Genomic DNA, 19,729 nt, shown 5'->3' on the forward strand with positions numbered 1-19,729 from the left:
CGACCCCGCACCCCCGGTGAAGACCCTCCCGAGTGCGGGGAGGAACGGCGGCCGCAGTCGGTGGTCAGCCCCATGCCCCGCCGGTTCGCCCCCGTGACCGGGCCCGTGAGGCCGTCGCCCCGTGCGGCGGTGAAAGTGCGGTGGCACCGCGAGTTCCCTTCTCGCCCGCACTCCCAAGGGATCACCCCATGTCCACGAGGAGTGGTGATGATCTCTCGTACCCTGGCCGCCGAGCTGCCGGACCGGGTCGGTCGCCCCGTGTCGGTGGCCGGTTGGGTCCACCGGCGACGAGCCCTGAAATCGGTGTCCTTCCTGGTGCTGCGCGACCGCACCGGGCTGGCCCAGGTCGTGCTGCCCGCCGCGGCCGACCTCCCGCCGGAGGAGACGGTGGTGCGGGTCGACGGGCTGGCGACGGCCAACCCGCAGGCCCCCGGCGGCGTCGAGGTCACCGACGCGGTGGTCACGGCGCTGTCCGAGCACGCGACCGCGCCGCCGTTCGACCTCTACCGCCCGACGCTCGGCGCGACGCTGCCCGTGGTCCTCGACAACGCCGCCGTCGCGCTGCGCCACCCGAGGTTGCGGGCCCGGTTCGCGGTGACCTCCGCGAGCACACGCGCTGGACCTGCTGGGAGTGGAGCTGCCCGAGGTCCCGGCGGAGATCCCGGTGATCCACTTCGTCGAGGCGCAGGAGCTGCTGGCCCGGCACACCGGCGAGGACCCGCGCGGCGAACCCGACCTCGCGCCCGCGCACGAGCGGTGGCTGTCCGACTGGGCTTCGCGCACCCACGGCTCGGACTTCTTGTACGTCACCGGTTACCCGATGGCCAAGAGGCCCTTCTACACCCACCCGGACCCCGGGCGGCCCGAGTACTCCAACAGCTTCGACCTGCTCTTCCGGGGCGTGGAGCTGGTGACAGGAGGTCAGCGGCTGCACCGGTACTCCGACTACCTGACCGCGCTCTCCGCGCGCGGGGAGGACCCGGAGCCGTACCGGGGCTACCTGGACGCCTTCGCCCACGGGATGCCACCGCACGGTGGTTTCGCCATCGGGCTGGAGCGCTGGGCGGCCCGCCTGCTCGGCCTGCGCAACGTCCGGGAGACGACCCTGTTCCCCCGCGACCTCAACCGCCTCCACCCGTGACCGGGAGTGGGCCCGGAACCCCCGGGCCCACTCAGGAGGCGCAGCGACCGGTGCCGACCGGCTGGGTCAGCGACGGTGCCCGGCCCAGCTCGTCGCGGACCTCGGCCGCCGTCAGCGCGAACCCGGTCTCGGAGTTGTCCACGGCGGCGCCGAACACCACCCCGATGACCTGCCCGCTGGTGTCGACCAGCGGGCCGCCGGAGTTGCCGCTGAGCACCTTGGCCCGCAGCGTGAAGACGTCCCGGTTGACCGTGGCCGCGTCGTAGATGTCCGGGCCGCGCAGCGGGATTCGGTCCCGGATGCGGGCGGGCGCGGCGGTGTACGGGCCGTCGAGCGGGTAGCCGAGCACGATCCCGTCCTGGCCGCTCGTCGCGTCGCCGGGGGCGAACGGCAGCGGTTCGGCGGTCAACCCGGGCACCGAGAGCACCGCGACGTCGGTCTCCGGGTCGTAGAGCACCACCCGCGCCCGCAGCGACCGGCCGCCGGACTCCACGGTCACCTCGTCGGTGCCCGCGACGACGTGCGCGTTGGTCATCACCCGCTGCGGCGAGACCACGAAGCCGCTGCCCTCCAGCGCCCGCTCGCACGACGGCGCCCGGGCGTTGATCTTCAGCACGCTGCCCTCCACCCGCCGCACGACCTCGCTGGCCTGCAGCGCCGGGTCCGGCGGGTCGACCTCCTTGTTCGGGGTGCGGTTGAACGGGTCGACCGCGGCCGGGAAGCCGGAGACGTCGAGCAGTTCGCGCAGCTCGTCGGGCAGGCCGCGCGCGGCCTGCGGCATCACGGTGTCGACCCCGCCCAGGATCGTCGAGTTGTTGATCGCCGAGACCAGGCCGGGCAGGCCGCCCACCGAGGTCAGCGGCAGCGCGATCAGCCAGGCCACCACGAACACGACGGCGCCCTGCACGACCGCGCCCAGCGCGCTGTCCACCCCGGCCAGCCGCGGCGAATTGATCTTCTGGCGGATGGTCCGCCCGATCCACACGCCGAACGTCTCACCCAGGGCCACCAGCAGCACGAAGATCGCCACCGCGAACGCCACCCTGGTCGGCGTGGAGTCGATCCGGGACACCACCAGCGGCGCGACCTTGATCCCGGCGACCGCGCCGAGCAGCACCCCGACGAACGCGGGCAGCGCCGTGATCACCCCCTGCCGCGCCCCCGAGACGGCCGCCAGCACCGCCAGCGCGACGACGAGCACGTCCACCCAGTTCACGCTCAGACCTCCGCGCCGACGTCCGCGGACCCGACGGCGCCCGCGGACCCGACCGAGCGCCACGCGGCGTCGAGGTCGCGCACGTCCGAGGTGTCCCACGGCCGCTCCCAGCCCGCGGTGGCCAGCACCATGGTCAGCAGCCCCGCCGTGAAGCCCCACACCAGCATCCCCGGCGCGGCGAACGCGGGCCCGGTGAACCCGGACGGGTGACCGACGCGGAACCGGTTCGCCGGGTCGACCAGGTGCGCGACCGGCACCCTGGCCACCGCCTGCGACTCCGCCGGGTCGACCGGGCCGACCGGGCTCGGCGTCCGCCACCAGCCCAGCACCGGGGTCACGTGGAAGCCGGAGACCGGTACGAACAGCGGCGGCAGCAGCGCCACCGGGACCACGCCGGACGGGTCCAGCCCGGTCTCCTCAACGGCCTCGCGCAGCGCCGTCGCCACCGGGCCGCCGTCTTCGGGCTCGGCCGAGCCACCGGGGAAGGCGACCTGCCCGGAGTGGCTGCCCCCGGTGTCGGCGCGCAACTGGAACAGCAAGTCGGGGCCGTGTTCGGGGTCCTCGCCGAGCAGGATCAGGACCGCGGCGTCGCGGACCCGGCCGGTGGGCTCGGAGAAGCGGCGCCACAGGTCCGCGTCCAGGTCGGCGGTCGCCGCGACGAGCGGTCTGATCCACTCGGGCAGCGTGGCCGGGTCCACCAGCGGTCCGTGCGTCATCGGGTCCCTTCGTGCAGGCGCGCCACCGCGGCGCGCACGTCCTCCGCTGTCCGGAAGACCCGGGGCTGGGTCACGAAGGTGACCGCGCCGTCGGCGGAGATGAGGTAGGAGGCGGGCAGGGCGTCGGGCACCTTGAGCGCCTTCGCGACCGCGCCGCCGCCGTCGAACAGGTTCGGGAGGCGCACGCCCAGCGTGGTCAGCAGGGACAGCGCGTCGGCCTCCGGGCTCTGCACGGCCAGGCCGACCACGTCGACCGCGTCCGCCGCGGTCGCGTACTCGGCCAGCACCGGCAGCTCCTCGCGGCACGGCTGGCACCAGGTGGCCCACACGTTCACCAGGACGTCCCGACCCCCGAGCGCGTTGCCCGCGCCGACCGGCTCCCCGGTGGCCAGGCAGGTCGCGGTCACCGACCGCAGCACCTCCGGACCGGGCCCGGTCGCGGCGCAGGGGGCGAGGTCGGCGGCCTTCCTGGGTCCGGTCAGGTCCGGTGCGGAAGCGGACGCCGGGGCCGGGTCGTCGCCCCTCGGCCACACCGCGACCGCCCCGGCGACCAGCAGGACCACCGCGACCAGCACCCACCGCAGCCGGGTGCTCACCCGGTCGACTTCCCCGGCCGGTAGCCGCCGCGGACCCGCTCGGCCAGTTCCAGCAGGTGCTCGGCCTCCACGCCCTTGACCAGCTTGGCGGCCTTGTCCGGCTCGGTGGGCCCCTCGCCGAACGACGGGCACTCCGGGGCCAGGAAGCAGGCGCCGCAGGCGGGTTTGCGGGCGTGGCAGACCCGCCTGCCGTGGAAGATGATCCAGTGCGAGGCCATCGTCCAGTCCTTGCGCGGGATCAGCGGGCCGATCGCGTGCTCGACCTTGACCGGGTCCTCCTCCTCGGTCCACCCCCACCGGCGGACCAGCCTGCCGAAGTGGGTGTCGACGGTGATGCCGGGGACGTCGAAGGCGTTGCCGAGGACGACGTTGGCGGTCTTGCGGCCGATGCCGGGGAGCGTGACCAGCTCGTCGAGCGTGTCTGGCACCTCGCCGTCGAACTTCTCCACGAGCGCGGCGCCGAGGCCCATCAGGGAGCTGGTCTTGTTCCGGTAGAAGCCCGTGGCCCGGATCAGCTCTTCGAGTTCGGTGCGCTCGGCGCCCGCGTAGTCGGCGGCGGTGCGGTACCGCGCGAACAGGGCAGGGGTGGTCTCGTTGACCTTCTTGTCCGTGCACTGGGCGGACAGGATGGTCGCCACCGCCAGCTCGAGCGGGTTGGTGAAGTCGAGTTCGCAGTGGGCGTCCGGGTAGCCCTCAGCCAGCGCGCGCACCATCCGGCGGGCGCGGCGGGTGAGGGCGATCCCCGGTCCGCCGTCCACCGGAGCTGCTGCGCGGGGCGGTCGTCGGGTGGTGGGAGGCACCTCGATAGCCTACGGGCCGTCGGACAACCCGAGATGTGCACCGGACGTCTTCTGAGACGACCACCCCCTTGACCGGACCGGGAGCCCCGGGTTCCGGATGGACGACGAGCTGAGGATCTACGACCCATGGCTGTCTGGTTCGTGTTCGCGGTACCGCTGGTGATCATGTTCTTCGCGCTGTTCATGGAGCGGGTCGAGGCCCGCCTGCGCCACGTCGCCGTCCAGGAGACCGACGTGGAGGAATTCCTGGAGCAGGCCCGCCCGGACGAGGTGCGCGCGCTCTACGGCCACGGCATCGGCCGGGCCCTGGAGTTGTTCCGGCTGCGCAGGCTCGGCGGCCGGGCCGCGAAGCTGCGCGGTCGCCGGGGTCGGGGGTAGGGCGCTAAGGTCGAGCGGTTGGGGCGGTGACCTGCGCCGGAGGTTTGTTACCGGACGGTCGGCGCGGCTCCCAGAGGAACTGGGGTCACCCCCTACACTGTCTGTTAGTGATCGGCGGCGCAGCCTCGTGGCCGCCGGGTGGAAACAGGAGGACCGAGGTGGATGAGACCCTGGCCCGTGCGGGCATCTTCCAAGGGGTCGAGCCGGCCGCGGCCGAAGCGCTCGCACAGACACTCGAGTCGGTGGAGTTCCCCCGTGGACATGTGATCTTCGCGGAGGGCGAGCCCGGTGACCGGCTGTACATCATCCAGTCCGGCAAGGTGAAGCTCGGCCGCAAGTCGCCCGACGGCAGGGAGAACCTGCTGGGGATCTTCGGCCCGTCGGACATGTTCGGCGAGCTGTCGATCTTCGACCCGGGTCCGCGGACGTCGACCGCGACGACGGTCACCGAGGTCCGCGCGGTGACGATGGACCGACCGGCGCTGCGGCAGTGGATCGCCAACCGACCGGAGATCGCCGAGCAGTTGCTGCGGGTGATCGCCAGGAGGCTGCGCCGGACGAACGGGATGCTGGCCGACCTGATCTTCACGGACGTGCCCGGCCGGGTCGCCAAGGCGCTGCTGCAGCTCGCGCAGCGCTTCGGCAGCCAGGAGGCGGGCCTGCTGCGGGTCACCCACGACCTGACGCAGGAGGAGATCGCCCAGTACGTCGGCGCCTCCCGCGAGACCGTGAACAAGGCGCTGGCCGACTTCGCGCACCGCGGCTGGCTGCGGCTCGAGGGCAAGAGCGTGCTGATCCTCGACCCGGAGCGGCTCGCCAGACGCGCGCGCTGAGCGCATGAGCAGGGGAAGAGGCCGCGGTCACCGACCGCGGCCTCTTCCCCGTCCCCGGACGTGACGAAGGGCCGGGCGCCGCCCCCGACGCGGCGCACCGGCCCTCCGCTGTGCGCGGACCATCCCCCGACAGCCCACGCTCCCCGCCCTCCGGCCCAGGCCCCGAACCTCTTCACCGGAGGGAGTCGTGTGGGGCAAGCGTCGCACGGACCCCCACCCCTCGCTCAAGGGTTTTCACCCTCAAGGACTCACCTTCTGCGGGTTCGGTTGCCCGGTTCCTCCCGAAATCCGACATACCGTTACAGGATCGAGACATCGCATACCGACGGTGTCCGAGACCACCGGAAAATTATTGGTACGGCCGTACCAGAGTGTGCATACTGGTACGCATGTCCCATTCCACCGGCCTGTCCGACTACCGCGCTGCCCTGACCGCCCCGGGTGCCCGCGGCCCCGTGCTGACCTCCCTGCTCGGGCGCCTGCCGGTGGCCATGATCGGCCTGGCCATGCTGTTCTACGTCCAGGACGCCACCGGCTCGTTCGCCAGCGCGGGCCTGGTCTCGGCGGCGGCGCTGGTCGGCGTGGCGATCGGCTCGGTGGCGCAGGGCCGGATCATGGACCGGGTCGGCCCGACCCTGCCGCTGCTCGTCACCGCCACCCTGTTCGCCCTCGTGGTCACCGCCTCGGTGCTCGCGGTGGAGAGCGGCGCGCCCACCCCGGTCCTCATCGCCTTCGGCTTCGGCGTGGGCATCACCGAACCGATGATCGGCGCGGCCTCGCGGGCCATGTGGACCCGGCTGGTGCCCGCCGGTCCGGTGCGCGACGCCGCCCTCGCCTACGAGGCCATCAGCATGGAGGTCTTCTTCATCCTGGGCCCGGCCCTGTCCGGCGTGCTGATCGCCGCCCCGTGGGCGGGCACCGGCGTGGTCGCGGGCGCGGCCTGCATGGTCGTCGGCGCCTTCGGCTTCGCCCTGACCCCGACCATCCGCCGCGTCCGCCCCGCCCCGAACGCGGCCAGGGGTGGTCTGCTCGGCGCGCTCGCCAGCCCGGGCCTGCGCACGGTGGCCCTGGCCGCGATGGGCTTCGGCGTCACCATCGGCTTCGTCGAGGTCGCCGTCCCGGCCGCCGCGACCGCCACCGGCAACGCCCCGGCGGGCGGACTGCTGCTGGGCCTGTGGTCGATCAGCTCGGTCGCGTTCGGCGTGTTCTACGGCGTCCGCCCGTGGCCGCGCCCGATGAGCCTGCGGCTGCCCGCGCTGCTGGCGGGCTTCTCGGTCCTGGTGGCGCTGCTGGCCATCCCCACCTCCCTGATCAGCCTGGGCATCGTCCTGCTGGTCGCGGGGATGCTCGTCACCCCGCAGGCGACCGCCCACTCGGCGGCGATCGAACTGGTGGCCCCGCAGAGCAGCGCCACCGAGGCGTTCGGCTGGGTGATCACCGCGGTCACCCTGGGCCTCGCCTTCGGCCAGTCGGTGTCCGGGCAGTTGGTGGAGCACGTCGGGGTGTGGGCGGCCTACGTCGCCGCGTGCGTGGTCGGCCTGCTGTTCGCCGTGGTGGTCTACCTGCGCCGCTCGACCGTCCAGGACGCCGCCGACCAGGCGGAAGACCGGGTTCCCGCCCTGACCTGACCCGGTCGGGTGACAGGCCACAAGGGGCCTGTGGACAACTTTTCGCGCTTGTCGGTGGCCGTCGCTACCTTCGGCGCCATGGATCTCACCGTCACCACAGAGCACCTGGCCGCCGCCGCGGCCGACCTGGTCCGCCTGGTCCCCGGCAAACTGCTGGACCCCGTCCTCAGCGGGGTGGTCATCACCGCCACCGCGGAAGGCGTGGTCCTCGAAGCGAGCGACCGCGAACGCTCCGCCAGGGTCGAGTGCCCGGCCCTCGTGCACGCGGAGGGCCGGGCACTCGTCCCGGCCAAACCGCTGGCGGAAACCCTGCGCGCCCTCACCGCCCCGCAGATCCGCCTGGTGGTCGAGGGCTCCCGCCTCGCCATCCGCACCGAGGGCGCCCGCTTCGCCCTCCCCCTGCTGGACATCGACCTGCACCCGGGAACCCCACCGCGGCAGGACACCGCCAACGGAACCGTCTCCGGCACCCACCTGGCCACCGCACTGTCCACAGTGGCTGGAACTGCCTCCCGCGACGACGCCCTGCCCATCTTCACGGGGGTCCGCGTGCAGAGCGAGGGCGACCGCCTGATCCTCCGCGCCACCGACCGCTACCGGATGGCCATCGCCACCATCCCCTGGACCGCCCAGGGCGACCCGGTCGACGCCCTGGTCCCCGCCACCCTGCTCGCGGAGGTGGGGAAGCAGGTGGCGGGTGAGCACGAGGTGACCCTCCGGTCGGCCCACAACACGTTCTCGCTGTCCTGGCGCCGCTCGACGGCGACCACGGCCGTCCTCGACGGCACCTTCGTCAACGAGGGCAACGTAGTCTTGTCCAAGGTGGACACCAGGGTGGAAGCGGACGCCGACGCCCTCCTCGCCGCCGTCCGCCGAACCTCCCTCTACGCCGACACCCGAGGGGTGGTGCACCTGGAGGTGGGCGATTCCCACCTCCGCCTCCGCAGCGCCAACCAGCAGTCGGGCGAAGCGGAGGAAACCCTCAAGGCCACCACCCACGACGGCCGCACCAGCCCCAGCTACCAGGCCCGCTACCTCGTGGACGCCTTACGCCCCTTCGCGGGCGGCGAGGTCCACCTGGCCATCCAGCCCGGGATGCGCGCCACCATCCTCACCGCCGTGGACCCGGGGGAGGTGAACATCAAGTACATCCTCGTCCCCATCCGCCCGCCCCAGCCCTGACCGCCCCCACTCCCCTTCCCCGCGTTCCTTGACAACTCCACAGTGATCCGCCACCCCCGCACCGGGCCGAGAGCACTCGACCCGGGCAGCCACGGTCCCGGGGACTACCCCCGCAGGTACTCCAACTGGGCCATCACCGACAGCTCAGCAGCGGGCCACAACCCCCGGTCGACATCCGCGTAGACGACCTCCACCACCTCCCGAGCCGAAGCCCCCGCACCCAGGACCCCCAGGGCGGCCCGGATCTGCTCCAACCGCCCCTCCCGGTGCGCCAGGTACTGCCCGGCGACCGCGGCGAGGTCCGCCAACTCCGGCCCGTGCCCCGGCAGCACCCACCCGCTGCGCCCGGCCAACTCCCGCAACGAATCCAGGTACTCGCCCAGCTTCCCGTCCGGCGGGATGATCACGGTGGTGCCGCGCCCCAGCACCGTGTCCCCGGTCACCACCGCCGACACCCCGTCGTGCTCCAGCGCGAAGCACACCGAGTCCCCGGTGTGCCCGGGGGTGTGCAGCACCTCGAGGGACAACCCCGCGTGCGCCAGCACCTCACCGTCCCGCAACGGCCCCGCCCCCCGGCACAGCGCGGGGTCGAAGGCCCGCACCGGCGCGTCGGCCCGCCGCGCCAACCACTCCGCCCCGCCCACGTGGTCCCCGTGGTGGTGCGTGATCAGGACCGCCTCGACCGGACCCGCGGCGGCGAGCACGCGCTCCAGGTGGGGGACGTCCTCCTCCCCCGGGTCCACCACGACGCACCCGGGGGCGCCCGGCGCCCGCAGCAGCCAGGTGTTGGTCCCGTCCAGGGTCATCGGTCCGGGGTTGTCCTCCAGCACCACGGAAGCGAACGGCGTGACCGACCGCGGAACCCCGTACGCCGGGTGGCTCACCGGGGCTCCAGCCTGTCGTCCCGGCGCGCGTCGAGGTGGTTCACCGCGCCCCCGTACCCGGTGTCCCCGGGGAGCACGACCCGCAGCGCGGTGCCGTCCCGGACCACCTTCGGGATGATCTTCTCGACGGTCCGCGGGGTCGCCATCGCCGCGGCGACACCGGCGCAGGAATCCAGCTCGGCCAACGCCACCCAGGTGGGCGGCATCAACCCGCGCGCCCCGCGCTTCCAGTCCTCGATCGCCTCGGCGGGCCGCTGCCACCCGGCGTCGTCGGCCTCGGTCGTGGCGCCGTCGGCGAGTTGCCCCTCCGGCATCGCGGCGAGGAAGAACCTGGTGTCGTACCGCCGCGGTTCCTCCGCCGGGGTCACCCAGTTCGCCCACGGCCGCAACAGGTCCGCCCGCAGCACCAGGCCGTGCGCCGCCAGGAACGAGGCGAACGAGTACTCCTTGTCCACCAACTCCTGCCGGGCCGCGTGGTACGGGGTCGTGTCCGAGACGACGCTCCCGGCGTCGGGGCCCGCGAGCAGCACCCCCGACTCCTCGAACGTCTCCCGCACCGCCGCGCAGACCAGGGCCCGCGCCAGCGACTCCGAACACCCGAACCGCTCGGCCCACCACGCGGCGTCCGGCCCGTGCCAGGCCACGGAGGCGTCCAGGTCCCGCTCGTCCACACCACCGCCGGGGAACACCGTCATCCCCCCGGCGAAGGCCATCCCCACGACCCGGCGCAGCAGGAACACCTCGATCGGCCCGTCGGTGTCGCGCACCAGCATCACGGTCGCGGCGTCCCTGGGCACGGCGGGCGGGTCCGGCACCTCGTCCGGTACGGAACCGGCGGGCAGGACGAGTTCCTCGGGCAGTTCGGGCACCCCTCGACCCTAACCCGGCCGGACCGCCGCGCACCCCCTGGTGCGAACCAGGTCATGGCCGGGTGTCGCTCGTGGACAGCGGTCACGGAGGATGACCGGCATGAGCGACGACGTGCTGCGAGTGGGACTGGTCGGGGCGGGTCCGTGGGCCCGGGCCGTGCACGGGCCGGGGCTCGCCGCGCACCCCGGCACCGAGCTGGCGGGGGTGTGGGCGAGGCGACCGGAGGCGGCGGCCGAGCTGGCGGGCGCACTGGGCGCCACCGCGGTCGGGGACGTGGACGAGCTGATCAGCGGGGTGGACGCGGTGGCGTTCGCGGTGCCGCCCGCGGTGCAGGGCGAGCTGGCGATCCGCGCGGCCGAGGCGGGCAGGCACGTCCTGCTGGAGAAGCCGGTGGCGGACTCCCTGCAATCGGCCAAGGCGGTCGCGCACGCGGTGGACGCGGCCGGGGTGGCGTCACTGGTCGTGTTCGTCCGGCGGTTCGCGCCGGAGACCAGGGCATGGCTGGAGCAGGTGCGGGCGGGCGGCGCGTGGGCCGGTGCCAGCGCGCGCTGGCTGTCCGGCGCGCTGCTGGGCGGGGCGTACTCGGAGTCGGCCTGGCGGCAGGACGGCGGCGCCCTGGCCGACGTCGGGCCGCACCTGCTCGACCTGCTCGACGCGGCGCTCGGACCGGTCGTCGAGGTGCTGTCGGCGCACCGCACCGACCCCGACCTGTGGCACCTGGTGCTGCGGCACGAGGGCGGGGCGAGCAGCACCGCCAGCCTCTCGATGCGGCTGCCGATGCGCCCGACCGTCACCGACGTGGCGGTCTACGGCGACGCCGGGTACCTGGAGCTGCCGGGGCGGGCGACGCCCGCGGCGGAGTGCTACTCGGCGCTGCTGGACGACTTCACCGCCCTGGTGCGCGACGGGCGGACCGAGCACCCGCTCGACGTGCACCGGGGGGTGCGGGTGCAACAGACCCTCGACGCCGTGCTGCGGGTCGTCGAGGGTCGTTGACGGGGTGGTGCCGGGTCAGCGGTTGTCCGGCGGCTGCAACGGGATGCCGTTGACCATGGTCGAGCTGTTCGCCTCGGACCAGTCGAACGGGGTGCTGGTGCCCAGGTCGCCCTGCCAGGCGGCAGGCTGGGCCGGGTCGGTCTGCTCGCGGCGGGCCAGTTCCTCCTGGAGCTGGCGCAGCAGGTCGAGTTCCTGGTCGTTGAGCGACTCGTCCGTGGCCGCCGCGGCCGACTTCGCCTCGGCCTTGGGCTCCTCGGTGCTCCACGGGGTGGGCTCCGGGTCCGGCGCCGAGGAGATCTTCGGCGGGGTGATCGACGGCGGCGACGGGAGGGTCGGCGCGGTCAGCTCGGGTTCACGGCGCTCCGCCCGGGGCGCCTGCTCCGACCCTGCCGGGGCGGCGACCACGTTGGTGCGGGCGGCACCGACCTCGTTGGCGTAGCGCATCGCCGTCCGGTGGTAGTCGGTGGGCTCGGCGCCGTCGCGCAGCACCTCGACCGAGGCGGTGATGCCCGCGCGGCGCAGGGCGTGCTCCACCCGGTAGGCCGTGGCGGGCGCGGAGCCCTGCTGGCCGACCCCGACGAGCACCACCCGGTGCGGCACCGGGCCGGTGGCCGGTCCGGCGGGGGTGAGCCGCCAGACCGCCCACACCGCGCGGATGTCAGGCAGCACGTCGAGGACCCGGTTGGCCGCCTCGGCGACGCCGTCCTCGGGGCTGACGCCCGCCACCGAGCCGGTGGCGAAGCGGTGCCGGGTGACCAGGTCCGGCTCGGCGATGGTCAGCCGCTCGACGACGGCCGGGTCGGCGTGCGCGGCGAGGAAGAGCTCCTGCAGTTCGTCGTGCTCGGCCCGGCTGACCGCGATCGGCCCCGCGGCCAGGCAGCCCGCGACCAGGTCGAGCGACCGGTCGACCTCGGCCGAGGCCAGCAGTTCCCTGGCGTCGGCGAGCGCGTCGTCATCGAGCCTGCCCGCGAGTCCGAGCAGCAGGTCGTGCACCCGGACCGGGAGGGCAACCCCCGGCCAGGCGGCACCCTTGCCACTGGCGATCTGCGTCACGATCGAACCCCTCCCACATCAGTCCAGGCGACTAGCTCGGAACCAGGTGTCCTTCGGCGACCAGCGGCTCGGAGGCCGCCAACGCCGCCCGGTGGTACCCCGTGGGCTCGAAGGCCCTCGGCAGCACCTCCACCACCGGTTCCGCGGTGCCCAGGGCCCGCAGCACCCGCTGCAGCTCCCCGGTCAGGCGGGCGGCGTCACCGGTCGTGGTGACCAGGACCACCCGGGCGGTGGAACCGGAGGTCCGGTCGTGGCGCCAGCTCGAGCGCGCCTCCACGACCTCGGGCCTGCCGCGGAGGATCGCCCCGAGCACAACCGCGTCGGAGTCACCAGCGCTCACCCGATCAGTGGACTCCGCGGAAAAGGTGTAGTCGGTTTCGGAGATTTCGTCCACCCACGGGATGGCGTTGAGCCGCTCCGCGTCGGCCCCGGCGGGCAGCAGCACCGCTCCGACCAGGCGCGATTCCTCCGGTGTGATCGCCACCCGTTCGCGCAGCAGGGTCAGCGGCAGCACCCTGGCCACCGCGTCGACCGCGCCGGAGGCGAGCCAGTCGCGGCAGCGCCAAAGCTGCCGGTCGCCGAGCCTGCCCGCGAGCCGCAGCAGCAGCTCGTGGCACTCGGCGGTCTGGGTTGCCGTGCTCATCGGACCTCCACCACCAGTTCGACCTCGACCGGGACACCGAGCGGCAGTTCGGCCACACCGACCGCCGACCGGGCGTGCCTGCCCTGCTCACCGAACACCTCGGTGAACAGGTCGGAGGCACCGTTGACCACCGCGGGCTGGCCGGTGAAGCCCTCCGCGGAGGCGACGAAACCGACGATCCTGACCACCCGGACCACCTCGTCGATGCCCACCAGGTCGTCGACCGCGGCCAGGGCGTTGAGGGCGCAGATCCGGGCCAGCCGCTGGGCCTCCTCGGGGCTGACCTCGGCGCCGACCTTGCCGATCGCCGCGACCGCTCCGTCGACCAGCGGGATCTGGCCCGCGGTGAACACCAGCGAGCCGGTGCGCACCGCCGGGACGTAGGAACCCGCGGGAGGTGCCACCGGGGGCAGTTCGACGCCCAGTTCGGCGAGCTTGGCGCGCCAGGACATCACGCCCCCTTGGGCCGCTTGAAGTACGCGACCAGCTGCTCACCGGTGGGGCCGGGCAGGACCGTGACCAGCTCCCAGCCGTCCTGACCCCAGTTGTCCAGGATCTGCTTGGTCGCGTGGATCAGCAGTGGCACGGTCGCGTACTCCCACTTCGTCATGCCCGCAGCCTAGATCACGTTGGTGTCACGTCTCGGTACGGTGGCGTTCATGGAGTCGTGGCGACTGTTCGCGACCGCCCTGCTCGTCGCGGCGGGGCTGGTGTTGGTGCTGGTGGCGATGGCCAAGGTGCGCGACCGGACCGGCCGGGGCAGCAGCGTGGCGGTGGCCGGGGCGGTGTCGGTGGCCCTGCTGGCGCTGCTGTGCCTGCTGGTGCTCACCGCCCTCCCGCAACCGGTGGCGTGGGGCGCGGTCCTGGTGGTAGGCGCCGCGGTGTCGGTGCTGTTGCTGGTCGGTTAGGACGGTCGGACAGCGGTGGGGGCCTCCGGGCATTTAGGCTGAAACGGTGACCACCCCCGTCGTCGGCTGGACCGAGCAGATCGCCCGCGCCCGACTGCACGTGGTGACCGGCAAGGGCGGCACCGGCAAGAGCACCGTCGCGGGCGCCCTCGCGCTGGCCCTGGCCACCGGCGGCAGGCGCGTCCTGCTGGTCGAGGTGGAGGGCAGGCAGGGCATCGCCCAGCTCTTCGACACCCAGCCGCTGCCCTACTCCGAGGAGAAGGTGGCCTCGGCCCCCGGTGGCGGGGAGGTGCGCGCGCTGCACGTCGACGTCGAGGCGGCGCTGCTGGAGTACCTGTCGATGTTCTACAACCTGGGCTTCGCGGGCCGCACGCTGCGCAAGATGGGGGCGATCGAGTTCGCCACCACGCTGGCGCCGGGCCTGCGGGACGTGCTGCTCACCGGCAAGGTCAAGGAGTGCGTGACGCGCACCGACGAGTCCGGTCGGCACACCTACGACGCGGTGGTCGTCGACGCCCCGCCGACCGGCCGGATCGTCAAGTTCCTCGACGTGACCAAGGCCATGGCCGACCTGGCCAAGGTCGGGCCGATCAAGGGGCAGAGCGACGGCGTGGTCCGGCTGCTGCACTCCGGCGACACCGCGGTGCACCTGGTGACGCTGCTGGAGGAGATGCCGGTGCGCGAGACGATGGAGGCGGTCGGCGAGCTCGACGGGGCGGACCTGCGGCCCGGCGCGATCATCCTGAACCGGGTGCGCCCGCCGCGGCTGCCCGCGCACTCGGTGACCGCCGCCGCCGACGGCCGGGTCGACGCGGGCCGGGTGCGCGAGGGGCTGACCTCGGCCGGGTTGGCGCTGTCGGCCGACGACCTCGACGGCCTGGTCGAGGAGACGGTGGAGCACGCGGTGCGGGTGCAGGCCGAGCAGCGGGCCAGAGAACGGCTCGCGGAGGTCGACCTGCCCGCGGTGGAGCTGGCCGAACTGGTCGACGGGGTGGACACCGGGGCGCTCTACGAGCTGGCCGAGGCCCTGGTCGAGCAGGGGGTGCGATGAGCGGGCTCAACGTCGACACGCTGATCGACGACCCGGGGACGCGGGTCATCGTGTGCTGCGGGTCCGGCGGGGTGGGCAAGACCACGACCGCCGCGTCGATCGGGGTGCGCGCGGCCGAGCGGGGCCGCAAGACGGTGGTGCTGACCATCGACCCGGCGCGCAGGCTGGCGCAGGCGCTGGGCCTGGAGGAGCTGGGCAACACCCCGAAGCAGGTGTCGGTCGACGGCTTCGCCCCGACCGGCGAGCTGAGCGCGATGATGCTGGACATGCGCCGCACGTTCGACGACATGGTGCTGGCGCACGCGGGTGAGAAGCGCGCCGAGGAGGTGCTGTCGAACCCGTTCTACAAGACCATCTCCTCGTCGTTCTCCGGCACCCAGGAGTACATGGCGATGGAGAAGCTCGGCCAGCTCGCCGCCGAGGGCACCTGGGACCTGATCATCGTCGACACCCCGCCGTCGCGGTCGGCGCTGGACTTCCTGGACGCGCCGCAGCGGCTCTCCACCGCGCTCGACGGACGGATGATCAAGCTGCTCACCGGGCCGGTGAAGGCCGGTGGCTGGGGCATCCGCAAGGTGGTCAGCGCCGGGTTCGGGTTGTTCGCCAAGGCCGTGTCGACCATCGTCGGCGGGCAACTGCTCGCCGACGCGTCGGCGTTCGTGCAGGCCTTCGACGGCATGTTCGGCGGGTTCCGCGAGCGGGCGCGCAAGACCTACGAGCTGCTGCGCTCCACCGGCACCGCGTTCGTGGTGGTGGCCGCGCCGGAACCGGACGCGCTGCGCGAGGCCAGCTACTTCGTCGAGCGGCTGGAGGCGGAGTCCATGCCGCTGTCCGGGCTGGTCGTCAACCGGACCCACCCGGTGTTGGCCAAGCTGCCCGCGGCCAAGGCGCTCACCGCGGCGGACAACCTGGACGCCGCCGGGGAGGCACCGCTGGCCGCGGCCGTCCTGCGCCTGCACGCCGACCGGGTCGCCCAGGCGCAGCGGGAGCGCAGGCTGGTCAACCGGTTCACCAAGGCGCACCCCGGTGTGCCGCTGGTGCACGTGCCCGCGATGGCCGCGGACGTGCACGACGTCGACGGGCTGCGCCGCATCGGGGAGCGGCTGACCGGGGCCTGACCCGCCCGGCGCGGGCGGGTCGGGGCCGGGTGGCCGACCTCAGCCGACGCGGACTTCCTCGTCGTCGAAGCTGTGCCTGCGGCGGGCGTCGTCGAGCAGTTCGCGCCAGTTGTCGACGTCGGGGCGCCTGCGCAGCAGGGCGCGTCGCTCGCGTTCGGTCATCCCGCCCCAGACACCGAACTCGATCCGGTTGTCCAGTGCTTCGGCCAGGCACTCGGTGCGCACCGGGCACGCGATGCAGACGAGCTTCGCCTTGCGCTGCTCGGCGCCGCGGACGAACAGCCCGTCCGGGTCCTCGTCGCGGCACGTCGCGCGCACCCGCCAGTCCGCCTGCTGCTGGTTCTCGAGATACATGTGTCCCCCACCCCTGTCGTCGTCAGCGACCCTGGACCGATACCCCCCGGTATCGGGTGCCGACCGACCTGCCGCGGGAGCGACGAGGCTGATCAGCGCTGTCGTGAGACGTTGACGGACTCTAGTGCGTGACGGTTCCATCGAGAACCTCCAGAGACCCAGCCGTTACAGAATGTCAATGCTTTAGCAGGCGGCTCCGGGTGGACCGACCGGGTGACGCGTACCCTGGGTCACGTGCGTGTGGGAGACAGCCTGCTGAAGATGCTCGGACTGTGCCTGCTGGCGGGGGTGCTCGTCGCGGGCATGCTGTTTCCGCTGGTCGGGGCCGTGGGGGTGGCGTCGAACCGGGCCAGCGACACCATCGACAGCGTCTCGGCCGACCTGGTCGCCACCCCGCCGCCGCTGATCACCACGATCACCGACAGCGCGGGCACCCCGATCGCCTCGCTCTACGACCAGTACCGCATCCCGGTCTCGTCCGAGCAGATCTCCCCCACCATGAAGGCCGCGCTGGTCTCGGTGGAGGACCGCCGGTTCTACGAGCACCACGGGGTGGACTGGAAGGGCACCATCCGCGCCGCCATCTCCAACCAGAGCGGCGGCGACACCCAGGGCGCGTCCACGCTGACCCAGCAGTACGTCAAGAACTACCTGATCAACGTGGTCAACCGGGACAACAAGACCGAGCAGTCCAAGGCCCAGGAACAGACCATCGCGCGCAAGCTGCGCGAGGCGCGGATCGCCATCCAGCTCGAGCAGAAGATGAGCAAGGAGGACATCCTCGCCGGCTACCTCAACGTCGTCGAGTTCGCCTACGAGGTCTACGGCGTCGGCGCGGCGGCCAGCGCCTACTTCGGCACCACCGCGGACAAGCTGACCGTCGCCCAGGCGGCGCTGCTCGCGGGCGCGGTGAACAACCCCGTGCTCTACAACCCGTGGCGCAAGCCCGCGGAGACGCTGCAGCGGCGCAACGTCGTGATCGACAAGATGCTGGAGAACCAGAAGGTCACCCCGGAGGTGGCCGAGGCGGCGAAGGAAGAGCCGCTCGGCACCCTGCCCACCCCCCGCAAGCCCGCCGCGAACTGCGTCGGCGCGGGCCCGGAGTACGGCTTCTTCTGCCAGTACGTCTTCGAGTACCTCGAGCGCCTCGGCTTCTCCGAGGACCAGATCAAGACCGGCGGCTACACCATCAAGACCAGCTTCGACGCCCGCGCCACCCAGTTGGCCAAGCAGGCGGCGATGAACGAGGTCCCCAAGACCCAGCCGGGCATCGCCAACACCATGGCGATCATCCAGCCGGGCAAGGAGCGCCACCAGGTCGTCGCACTGGTCGCCAACCGCGACTACGGCCTCGACGCCAACAACGGGCAGACGACCTACGGCCTGCCCAGCCGGGTGGCGAACAAGTTCGGCGCGGGCTCGATCTACAAGATCTTCACCTCCGCCGCCTACCTGGAGAAGGGCGGCGGCATCAACAACATCATCGACGTGCCCGCCTCCTACACCTCCAACGTGTTCAGCGGCGGCGGCTCAAAGTGCCCGCCGGGCGGCGTGGACGGCACGAAGAAGTACTGCGTCTCCAACACGGGCAACCCGCCGTCCAGGATGACGTTGCAGACCGCCCTGGCGACCTCCCCGAACACCGGGTTCGTCATCCTCGAGGAGCGGGTCGGCATGGCCCCCATCGTGGACATGGCCAGCAGGCTCGGCCTGCGCACCACGATGGCCTCCAGCATGGGCGGCGTGGACCCGGACCCGGCGGCCTCCGCCCCCGAGTACCGGTTCAGCCAGTCCGAGTTCTTCAAGCCGATGGGCAACAACGCGGGCAAGGCGTCGTTCACCCTCGGCCCCGGCCCGGTGAGCACCCTGGAACTGGCCAACGTCGGTGCGACGCTGATGAGCGGCGGCGTGTGGTGCCCGCCGACCCCGCTGCTGGAGGTGCGCGACCGCAACGGCAAGAAGATCGAGGTCAACGAGGCGCCGTGCGAGCAGGCGGTCGCCGAACCGCTAGCGAACACCCTGGTCACCGGCTTGAGCAAGGACGACATCGAAGGCACCTCCCGCGCCGCGGCCCAGGCCTCGAAGTGGGCGCGCCCGATGATGGGCAAGACCGGCACCACCCAGGAGTACAAGTCGGCGGGCTTCCTCGGCGCCACCCCGCAGTACGCCGCGGCGGTCCTGACCTTCAACGACAGCCCCAAACCCCAGGGCATCTGCGACACCGACCCACCCCGCCTCTGCGGCACCGGCGGCAACATCTACGGCGGCAAGGTGCCCGCCCGCACCTGGTTCCAGACGATGACCCCGCTCCTGGAGGGCCAGCCCGCCCTCCCGCTGCCCCCGACCGACCCGCGCTACCTCGACGGCGGCCCGGAGATCCGAGTGCCGGACGTCATCGGCAAGAGCAAGGACGAGGCCACCCAGATCCTGCAGCAGGCCGGCTACCAGGTCGTCGCCAAGGAACGCCCCGACGCCGCCACCAAGGGCACCGTCGTCAGCCAGTCCCCCCGCGGCGCCGCACTGACCGGGGAAACCATCACCATCCAGGTCAGCACCGGCTACGTCCCCCCGCCCCAAACCTCCGAATCCCCATCCAGCCCCACCACCCCACCCCCCGGCACCGACCCCGGCGGCGGAGCAGGCACTCCCCCACCCGGCAACGGCGACCCCGGCCAGGGCGGTGGTGACCCCGGCAACGGCAACACGGGCAACCCCGGCAACGGGGCACCCGCTCCCTAGGTCCAAGCAGTACGTGTGGGCCCCGTACCCCGGTGGGTGCGGGGCCCACAGCCATTCCAGGCAGGCCGCACCGAGCAGAGCCGGACCAGGCAGGCCGAGCCGGACCGGACACCCCAAACCGAACGGGGCAAGCCGGACCGAACCGCACGAGGCGGGTGGGACCACGTCACCCCGAGTCGAGCGAACCAGCCCGACAAACCAAGCTGCGCCAGACCGGACCGAGCCAACGAGCGGCGGCCTGAGTCGGGGGCCGAGCCGGGCGGGTGGGCCCAGCCAGCGGACAGGCAAGCAGAGCTGGGCGGGCCAAGCCAAGCGGGCGGCTAGACAGGCAACCGAACCGCGAGCACGAACCAAGCCAGCGGGCCGAGCGGGCAGCCGGGCAGCCGGGCAGCCGGGCAGCCGGGCAGCCGGGCAGCCGGGCGAGGCTAATCGGAACGAGCGGGGCCGCGCCAGGTCGGGCGGTGTCGAGCGGAGCCGGGCTGTGTTGACAGGGCGGGCTGTTGCGGCTGTCTGGGCGGAGTCCGGTCGTTGCGAGGAAGCCGAGCAGGGTCGGTGGGGGCGCGGCGGGGCGGAGTGGGCACCGAAATGTGGTTCGTCGGGGCGGCGAGGCAGTCGGAGGATGC

Annotated in this window: 21 protein-coding genes and 1 pseudogene; 11 read left to right on the forward strand and 11 right to left on the reverse strand. The window is 72.9% G+C overall.

The window, feature by feature from the left end:
• Positions 1-207 precede the first annotated feature (207 nt).
• A pseudogene (locus DFQ13_RS34840) lies at positions 208-387 on the forward strand (OB-fold nucleic acid binding domain-containing protein); the annotation flags it as partial.
• A gap of 244 nt (positions 388-631) precedes the next feature.
• Complete coding sequence (locus DFQ13_RS34845) at positions 632-1,141, forward strand: amino acid--tRNA ligase-related protein (protein WP_233438289.1); 510 nt, start codon at positions 632-634, stop codon at positions 1,139-1,141.
• Positions 1,142-1,172: 31 nt separating this feature from the next.
• On the opposite strand, the gene DFQ13_RS07175 is transcribed toward DFQ13_RS34845, so the two are convergent.
• Genes DFQ13_RS07175 through nth form a run of 4 tightly spaced genes read right to left on the reverse strand, consistent with a single transcriptional unit; the run spans position 1,173 to position 4,382 of the window.
• Positions 1,173-2,357: a MarP family serine protease gene (locus tag DFQ13_RS07175; RefSeq protein WP_110079233.1), complete on the reverse strand. Its 1,185-nt coding sequence runs from the start codon at positions 2,355-2,357 to the stop codon at positions 1,173-1,175.
• Between the two features lie 2 nt (positions 2,358-2,359).
• On the reverse strand, positions 2,360-3,073 hold the full coding sequence (locus tag DFQ13_RS07180) for an NUDIX hydrolase (RefSeq protein ID WP_052021761.1): 714 nt from the start codon (positions 3,071-3,073) through the stop codon (positions 2,360-2,362).
• Positions 3,070-3,669: a TlpA family protein disulfide reductase gene (locus tag DFQ13_RS07185; protein ID WP_110079234.1), complete on the reverse strand. Its 600-nt coding sequence runs from the start codon at positions 3,667-3,669 to the stop codon at positions 3,070-3,072. Before DFQ13_RS07185 ends, DFQ13_RS07180 begins: the two co-directional genes overlap by 4 nt.
• On the reverse strand, positions 3,666-4,382 hold the full coding sequence (gene nth, locus DFQ13_RS07190; RefSeq protein ID WP_110079342.1) for an endonuclease III: 717 nt from the start codon (positions 4,380-4,382) through the stop codon (positions 3,666-3,668). The genes DFQ13_RS07185 and nth overlap by 4 nt, the downstream gene beginning before the upstream one ends.
• A 213-nt stretch (positions 4,383-4,595) precedes the next feature.
• Here nth and DFQ13_RS07195 point away from each other — a divergent pair, with 213 nt between their 5' ends.
• The 4 genes from DFQ13_RS07195 to dnaN all read left to right on the forward strand — a co-directional run bounded on the left by DFQ13_RS07195 (position 4,596) and on the right by dnaN (position 8,490).
• Positions 4,596-4,847 (forward strand): hypothetical protein, encoded by a 252-nt coding sequence (locus DFQ13_RS07195; protein WP_035287227.1) that lies wholly within the window; start codon positions 4,596-4,598, stop codon positions 4,845-4,847.
• A gap of 158 nt (positions 4,848-5,005) precedes the next feature.
• Positions 5,006-5,680 carry a Crp/Fnr family transcriptional regulator gene (locus tag DFQ13_RS07200; RefSeq protein ID WP_035287224.1) on the forward strand — a complete coding sequence of 225 codons (675 nt, stop codon included), beginning with the start codon at positions 5,006-5,008 and terminating at the stop codon, positions 5,678-5,680.
• Between the two features lie 389 nt (positions 5,681-6,069).
• Positions 6,070-7,308 (forward strand): MFS transporter, encoded by a 1,239-nt coding sequence (locus DFQ13_RS07205; RefSeq protein WP_035287221.1) that lies wholly within the window; start codon positions 6,070-6,072, stop codon positions 7,306-7,308.
• A 78-nt stretch (positions 7,309-7,386) separates the two neighbouring features.
• The gene (gene dnaN, locus DFQ13_RS07210) at positions 7,387-8,490 is read left to right on the forward strand and encodes a DNA polymerase III subunit beta (RefSeq protein ID WP_110079343.1); all 1,104 of its coding nucleotides are present in this window, start codon (positions 7,387-7,389) and stop codon (positions 8,488-8,490) included.
• A 104-nt stretch (positions 8,491-8,594) separates the two neighbouring features.
• Here dnaN and DFQ13_RS07215 read toward each other — a convergent pair whose 3' ends face one another.
• Both DFQ13_RS07215 and DFQ13_RS07220 read right to left on the reverse strand, forming a co-directional pair.
• Positions 8,595-9,374, reverse strand: a complete 780-nt coding sequence (locus tag DFQ13_RS07215; RefSeq protein WP_110079235.1) for an MBL fold metallo-hydrolase — start codon at positions 9,372-9,374, stop codon at positions 8,595-8,597.
• Positions 9,371-10,234: an NUDIX hydrolase gene (locus tag DFQ13_RS07220; protein ID WP_407643142.1), complete on the reverse strand. Its 864-nt coding sequence runs from the start codon at positions 10,232-10,234 to the stop codon at positions 9,371-9,373. Before DFQ13_RS07220 ends, DFQ13_RS07215 begins: the two co-directional genes overlap by 4 nt.
• A gap of 109 nt (positions 10,235-10,343) precedes the next feature.
• Here DFQ13_RS07220 and DFQ13_RS07225 point away from each other — a divergent pair, with 109 nt between their 5' ends.
• Entirely contained in the window at positions 10,344-11,240 is an 897-nt protein-coding gene (locus DFQ13_RS07225) for a Gfo/Idh/MocA family protein (RefSeq protein WP_110079237.1), read from the forward strand.
• Positions 11,241-11,255: 15 nt separating this feature from the next.
• Here the strand turns inward: DFQ13_RS07225 and DFQ13_RS07230 are convergent, their stop codons facing one another.
• The 4 genes from DFQ13_RS07230 to DFQ13_RS07245 are packed head-to-tail and all read right to left on the reverse strand — an operon-like array spanning position 11,256 to position 13,546.
• Positions 11,256-12,293, reverse strand: a complete 1,038-nt coding sequence (locus DFQ13_RS07230; RefSeq protein WP_110079238.1) for a hypothetical protein — start codon at positions 12,291-12,293, stop codon at positions 11,256-11,258.
• Positions 12,294-12,324: 31 nt separating this feature from the next.
• Complete coding sequence (locus DFQ13_RS07235; protein WP_035287211.1) at positions 12,325-12,936, reverse strand: hypothetical protein; 612 nt, start codon at positions 12,934-12,936, stop codon at positions 12,325-12,327.
• Positions 12,933-13,388 (reverse strand): RidA family protein, encoded by a 456-nt coding sequence (locus tag DFQ13_RS07240; protein WP_110079239.1) that lies wholly within the window; start codon positions 13,386-13,388, stop codon positions 12,933-12,935. The genes DFQ13_RS07235 and DFQ13_RS07240 overlap by 4 nt, the downstream gene beginning before the upstream one ends.
• Positions 13,388-13,546, reverse strand: coding sequence for a DUF4177 domain-containing protein (locus DFQ13_RS07245; protein ID WP_110079240.1), 159 nt, complete (start codon positions 13,544-13,546; stop codon positions 13,388-13,390). Before DFQ13_RS07245 ends, DFQ13_RS07240 begins: the two co-directional genes overlap by 1 nt.
• A gap of 49 nt (positions 13,547-13,595) precedes the next feature.
• Between DFQ13_RS07245 and DFQ13_RS07250 the strand changes: the two genes are divergently transcribed.
• From DFQ13_RS07250 to DFQ13_RS07260, 3 genes are read left to right on the forward strand one after another with little or no spacing between them, the layout of a single operon-like run.
• Positions 13,596-13,844, forward strand: a complete 249-nt coding sequence (locus DFQ13_RS07250; RefSeq protein WP_110079241.1) for a hypothetical protein — start codon at positions 13,596-13,598, stop codon at positions 13,842-13,844.
• Positions 13,845-13,890: 46 nt separating this feature from the next.
• On the forward strand, positions 13,891-14,895 hold the full coding sequence (locus DFQ13_RS07255) for an ArsA-related P-loop ATPase (protein WP_035287203.1): 1,005 nt from the start codon (positions 13,891-13,893) through the stop codon (positions 14,893-14,895).
• Positions 14,892-16,013, forward strand: a complete 1,122-nt coding sequence (locus DFQ13_RS07260) for an ArsA family ATPase (RefSeq protein ID WP_035287200.1) — start codon at positions 14,892-14,894, stop codon at positions 16,011-16,013. The genes DFQ13_RS07255 and DFQ13_RS07260 overlap by 4 nt, the downstream gene beginning before the upstream one ends.
• A gap of 39 nt (positions 16,014-16,052) precedes the next feature.
• Here DFQ13_RS07260 and DFQ13_RS07265 read toward each other — a convergent pair whose 3' ends face one another.
• Positions 16,053-16,367, reverse strand: a complete 315-nt coding sequence (locus DFQ13_RS07265; protein WP_035287197.1) for a WhiB family transcriptional regulator — start codon at positions 16,365-16,367, stop codon at positions 16,053-16,055.
• 234 nt (positions 16,368-16,601) lie between these two features.
• Here DFQ13_RS07265 and DFQ13_RS07270 point away from each other — a divergent pair, with 234 nt between their 5' ends.
• Positions 16,602-19,106 (forward strand): penicillin-binding protein, encoded by a 2,505-nt coding sequence (locus DFQ13_RS07270; RefSeq protein WP_181399871.1) that lies wholly within the window; start codon positions 16,602-16,604, stop codon positions 19,104-19,106.
• Positions 19,107-19,729: the final 623 nt, after the last annotated feature.

The organism is Actinokineospora spheciospongiae (assembly GCF_003182415.1).
Classification (GTDB): domain Bacteria; phylum Actinomycetota; class Actinomycetes; order Mycobacteriales; family Pseudonocardiaceae; genus Actinokineospora; species Actinokineospora spheciospongiae.

What these genes read in the sequence shown, in the direction of transcription:
- DFQ13_RS07180 (WP_052021761.1), bottom strand. Translation starts at nt 3,073, where the DNA reads ATGACGCACGGACCGCTGGTGGACCCGGCCACGCTGCCCGAGTGGATC.
- nth (WP_110079342.1), bottom strand. Translation starts at nt 4,382, where the DNA reads ATGGTGCGCGCGCTGGCTGAGGGCTACCCGGACGCCCACTGCGAACTC.
- DFQ13_RS07195 (WP_035287227.1), top strand. Translation starts at nt 4,596, where the DNA reads ATGGCTGTCTGGTTCGTGTTCGCGGTACCGCTGGTGATCATGTTCTTC.
- DFQ13_RS07205 (WP_035287221.1), top strand. Translation starts at nt 6,070, where the DNA reads ATGTCCCATTCCACCGGCCTGTCCGACTACCGCGCTGCCCTGACCGCC.
- dnaN (WP_110079343.1), top strand. Translation starts at nt 7,387, where the DNA reads ATGGATCTCACCGTCACCACAGAGCACCTGGCCGCCGCCGCGGCCGAC.
- DFQ13_RS07225 (WP_110079237.1), top strand. Translation starts at nt 10,344, where the DNA reads ATGAGCGACGACGTGCTGCGAGTGGGACTGGTCGGGGCGGGTCCGTGG.
- DFQ13_RS07235 (WP_035287211.1), bottom strand. Translation starts at nt 12,936, where the DNA reads ATGAGCACGGCAACCCAGACCGCCGAGTGCCACGAGCTGCTGCTGCGG.
- DFQ13_RS07240 (WP_110079239.1), bottom strand. Translation starts at nt 13,388, where the DNA reads ATGTCCTGGCGCGCCAAGCTCGCCGAACTGGGCGTCGAACTGCCCCCG.
- DFQ13_RS07245 (WP_110079240.1), bottom strand. Translation starts at nt 13,546, where the DNA reads ATGACGAAGTGGGAGTACGCGACCGTGCCACTGCTGATCCACGCGACC.
- DFQ13_RS07250 (WP_110079241.1), top strand. Translation starts at nt 13,596, where the DNA reads ATGGAGTCGTGGCGACTGTTCGCGACCGCCCTGCTCGTCGCGGCGGGG.
- DFQ13_RS07260 (WP_035287200.1), top strand. Translation starts at nt 14,892, where the DNA reads ATGAGCGGGCTCAACGTCGACACGCTGATCGACGACCCGGGGACGCGG.
- DFQ13_RS07265 (WP_035287197.1), bottom strand. Translation starts at nt 16,367, where the DNA reads ATGTATCTCGAGAACCAGCAGCAGGCGGACTGGCGGGTGCGCGCGACG.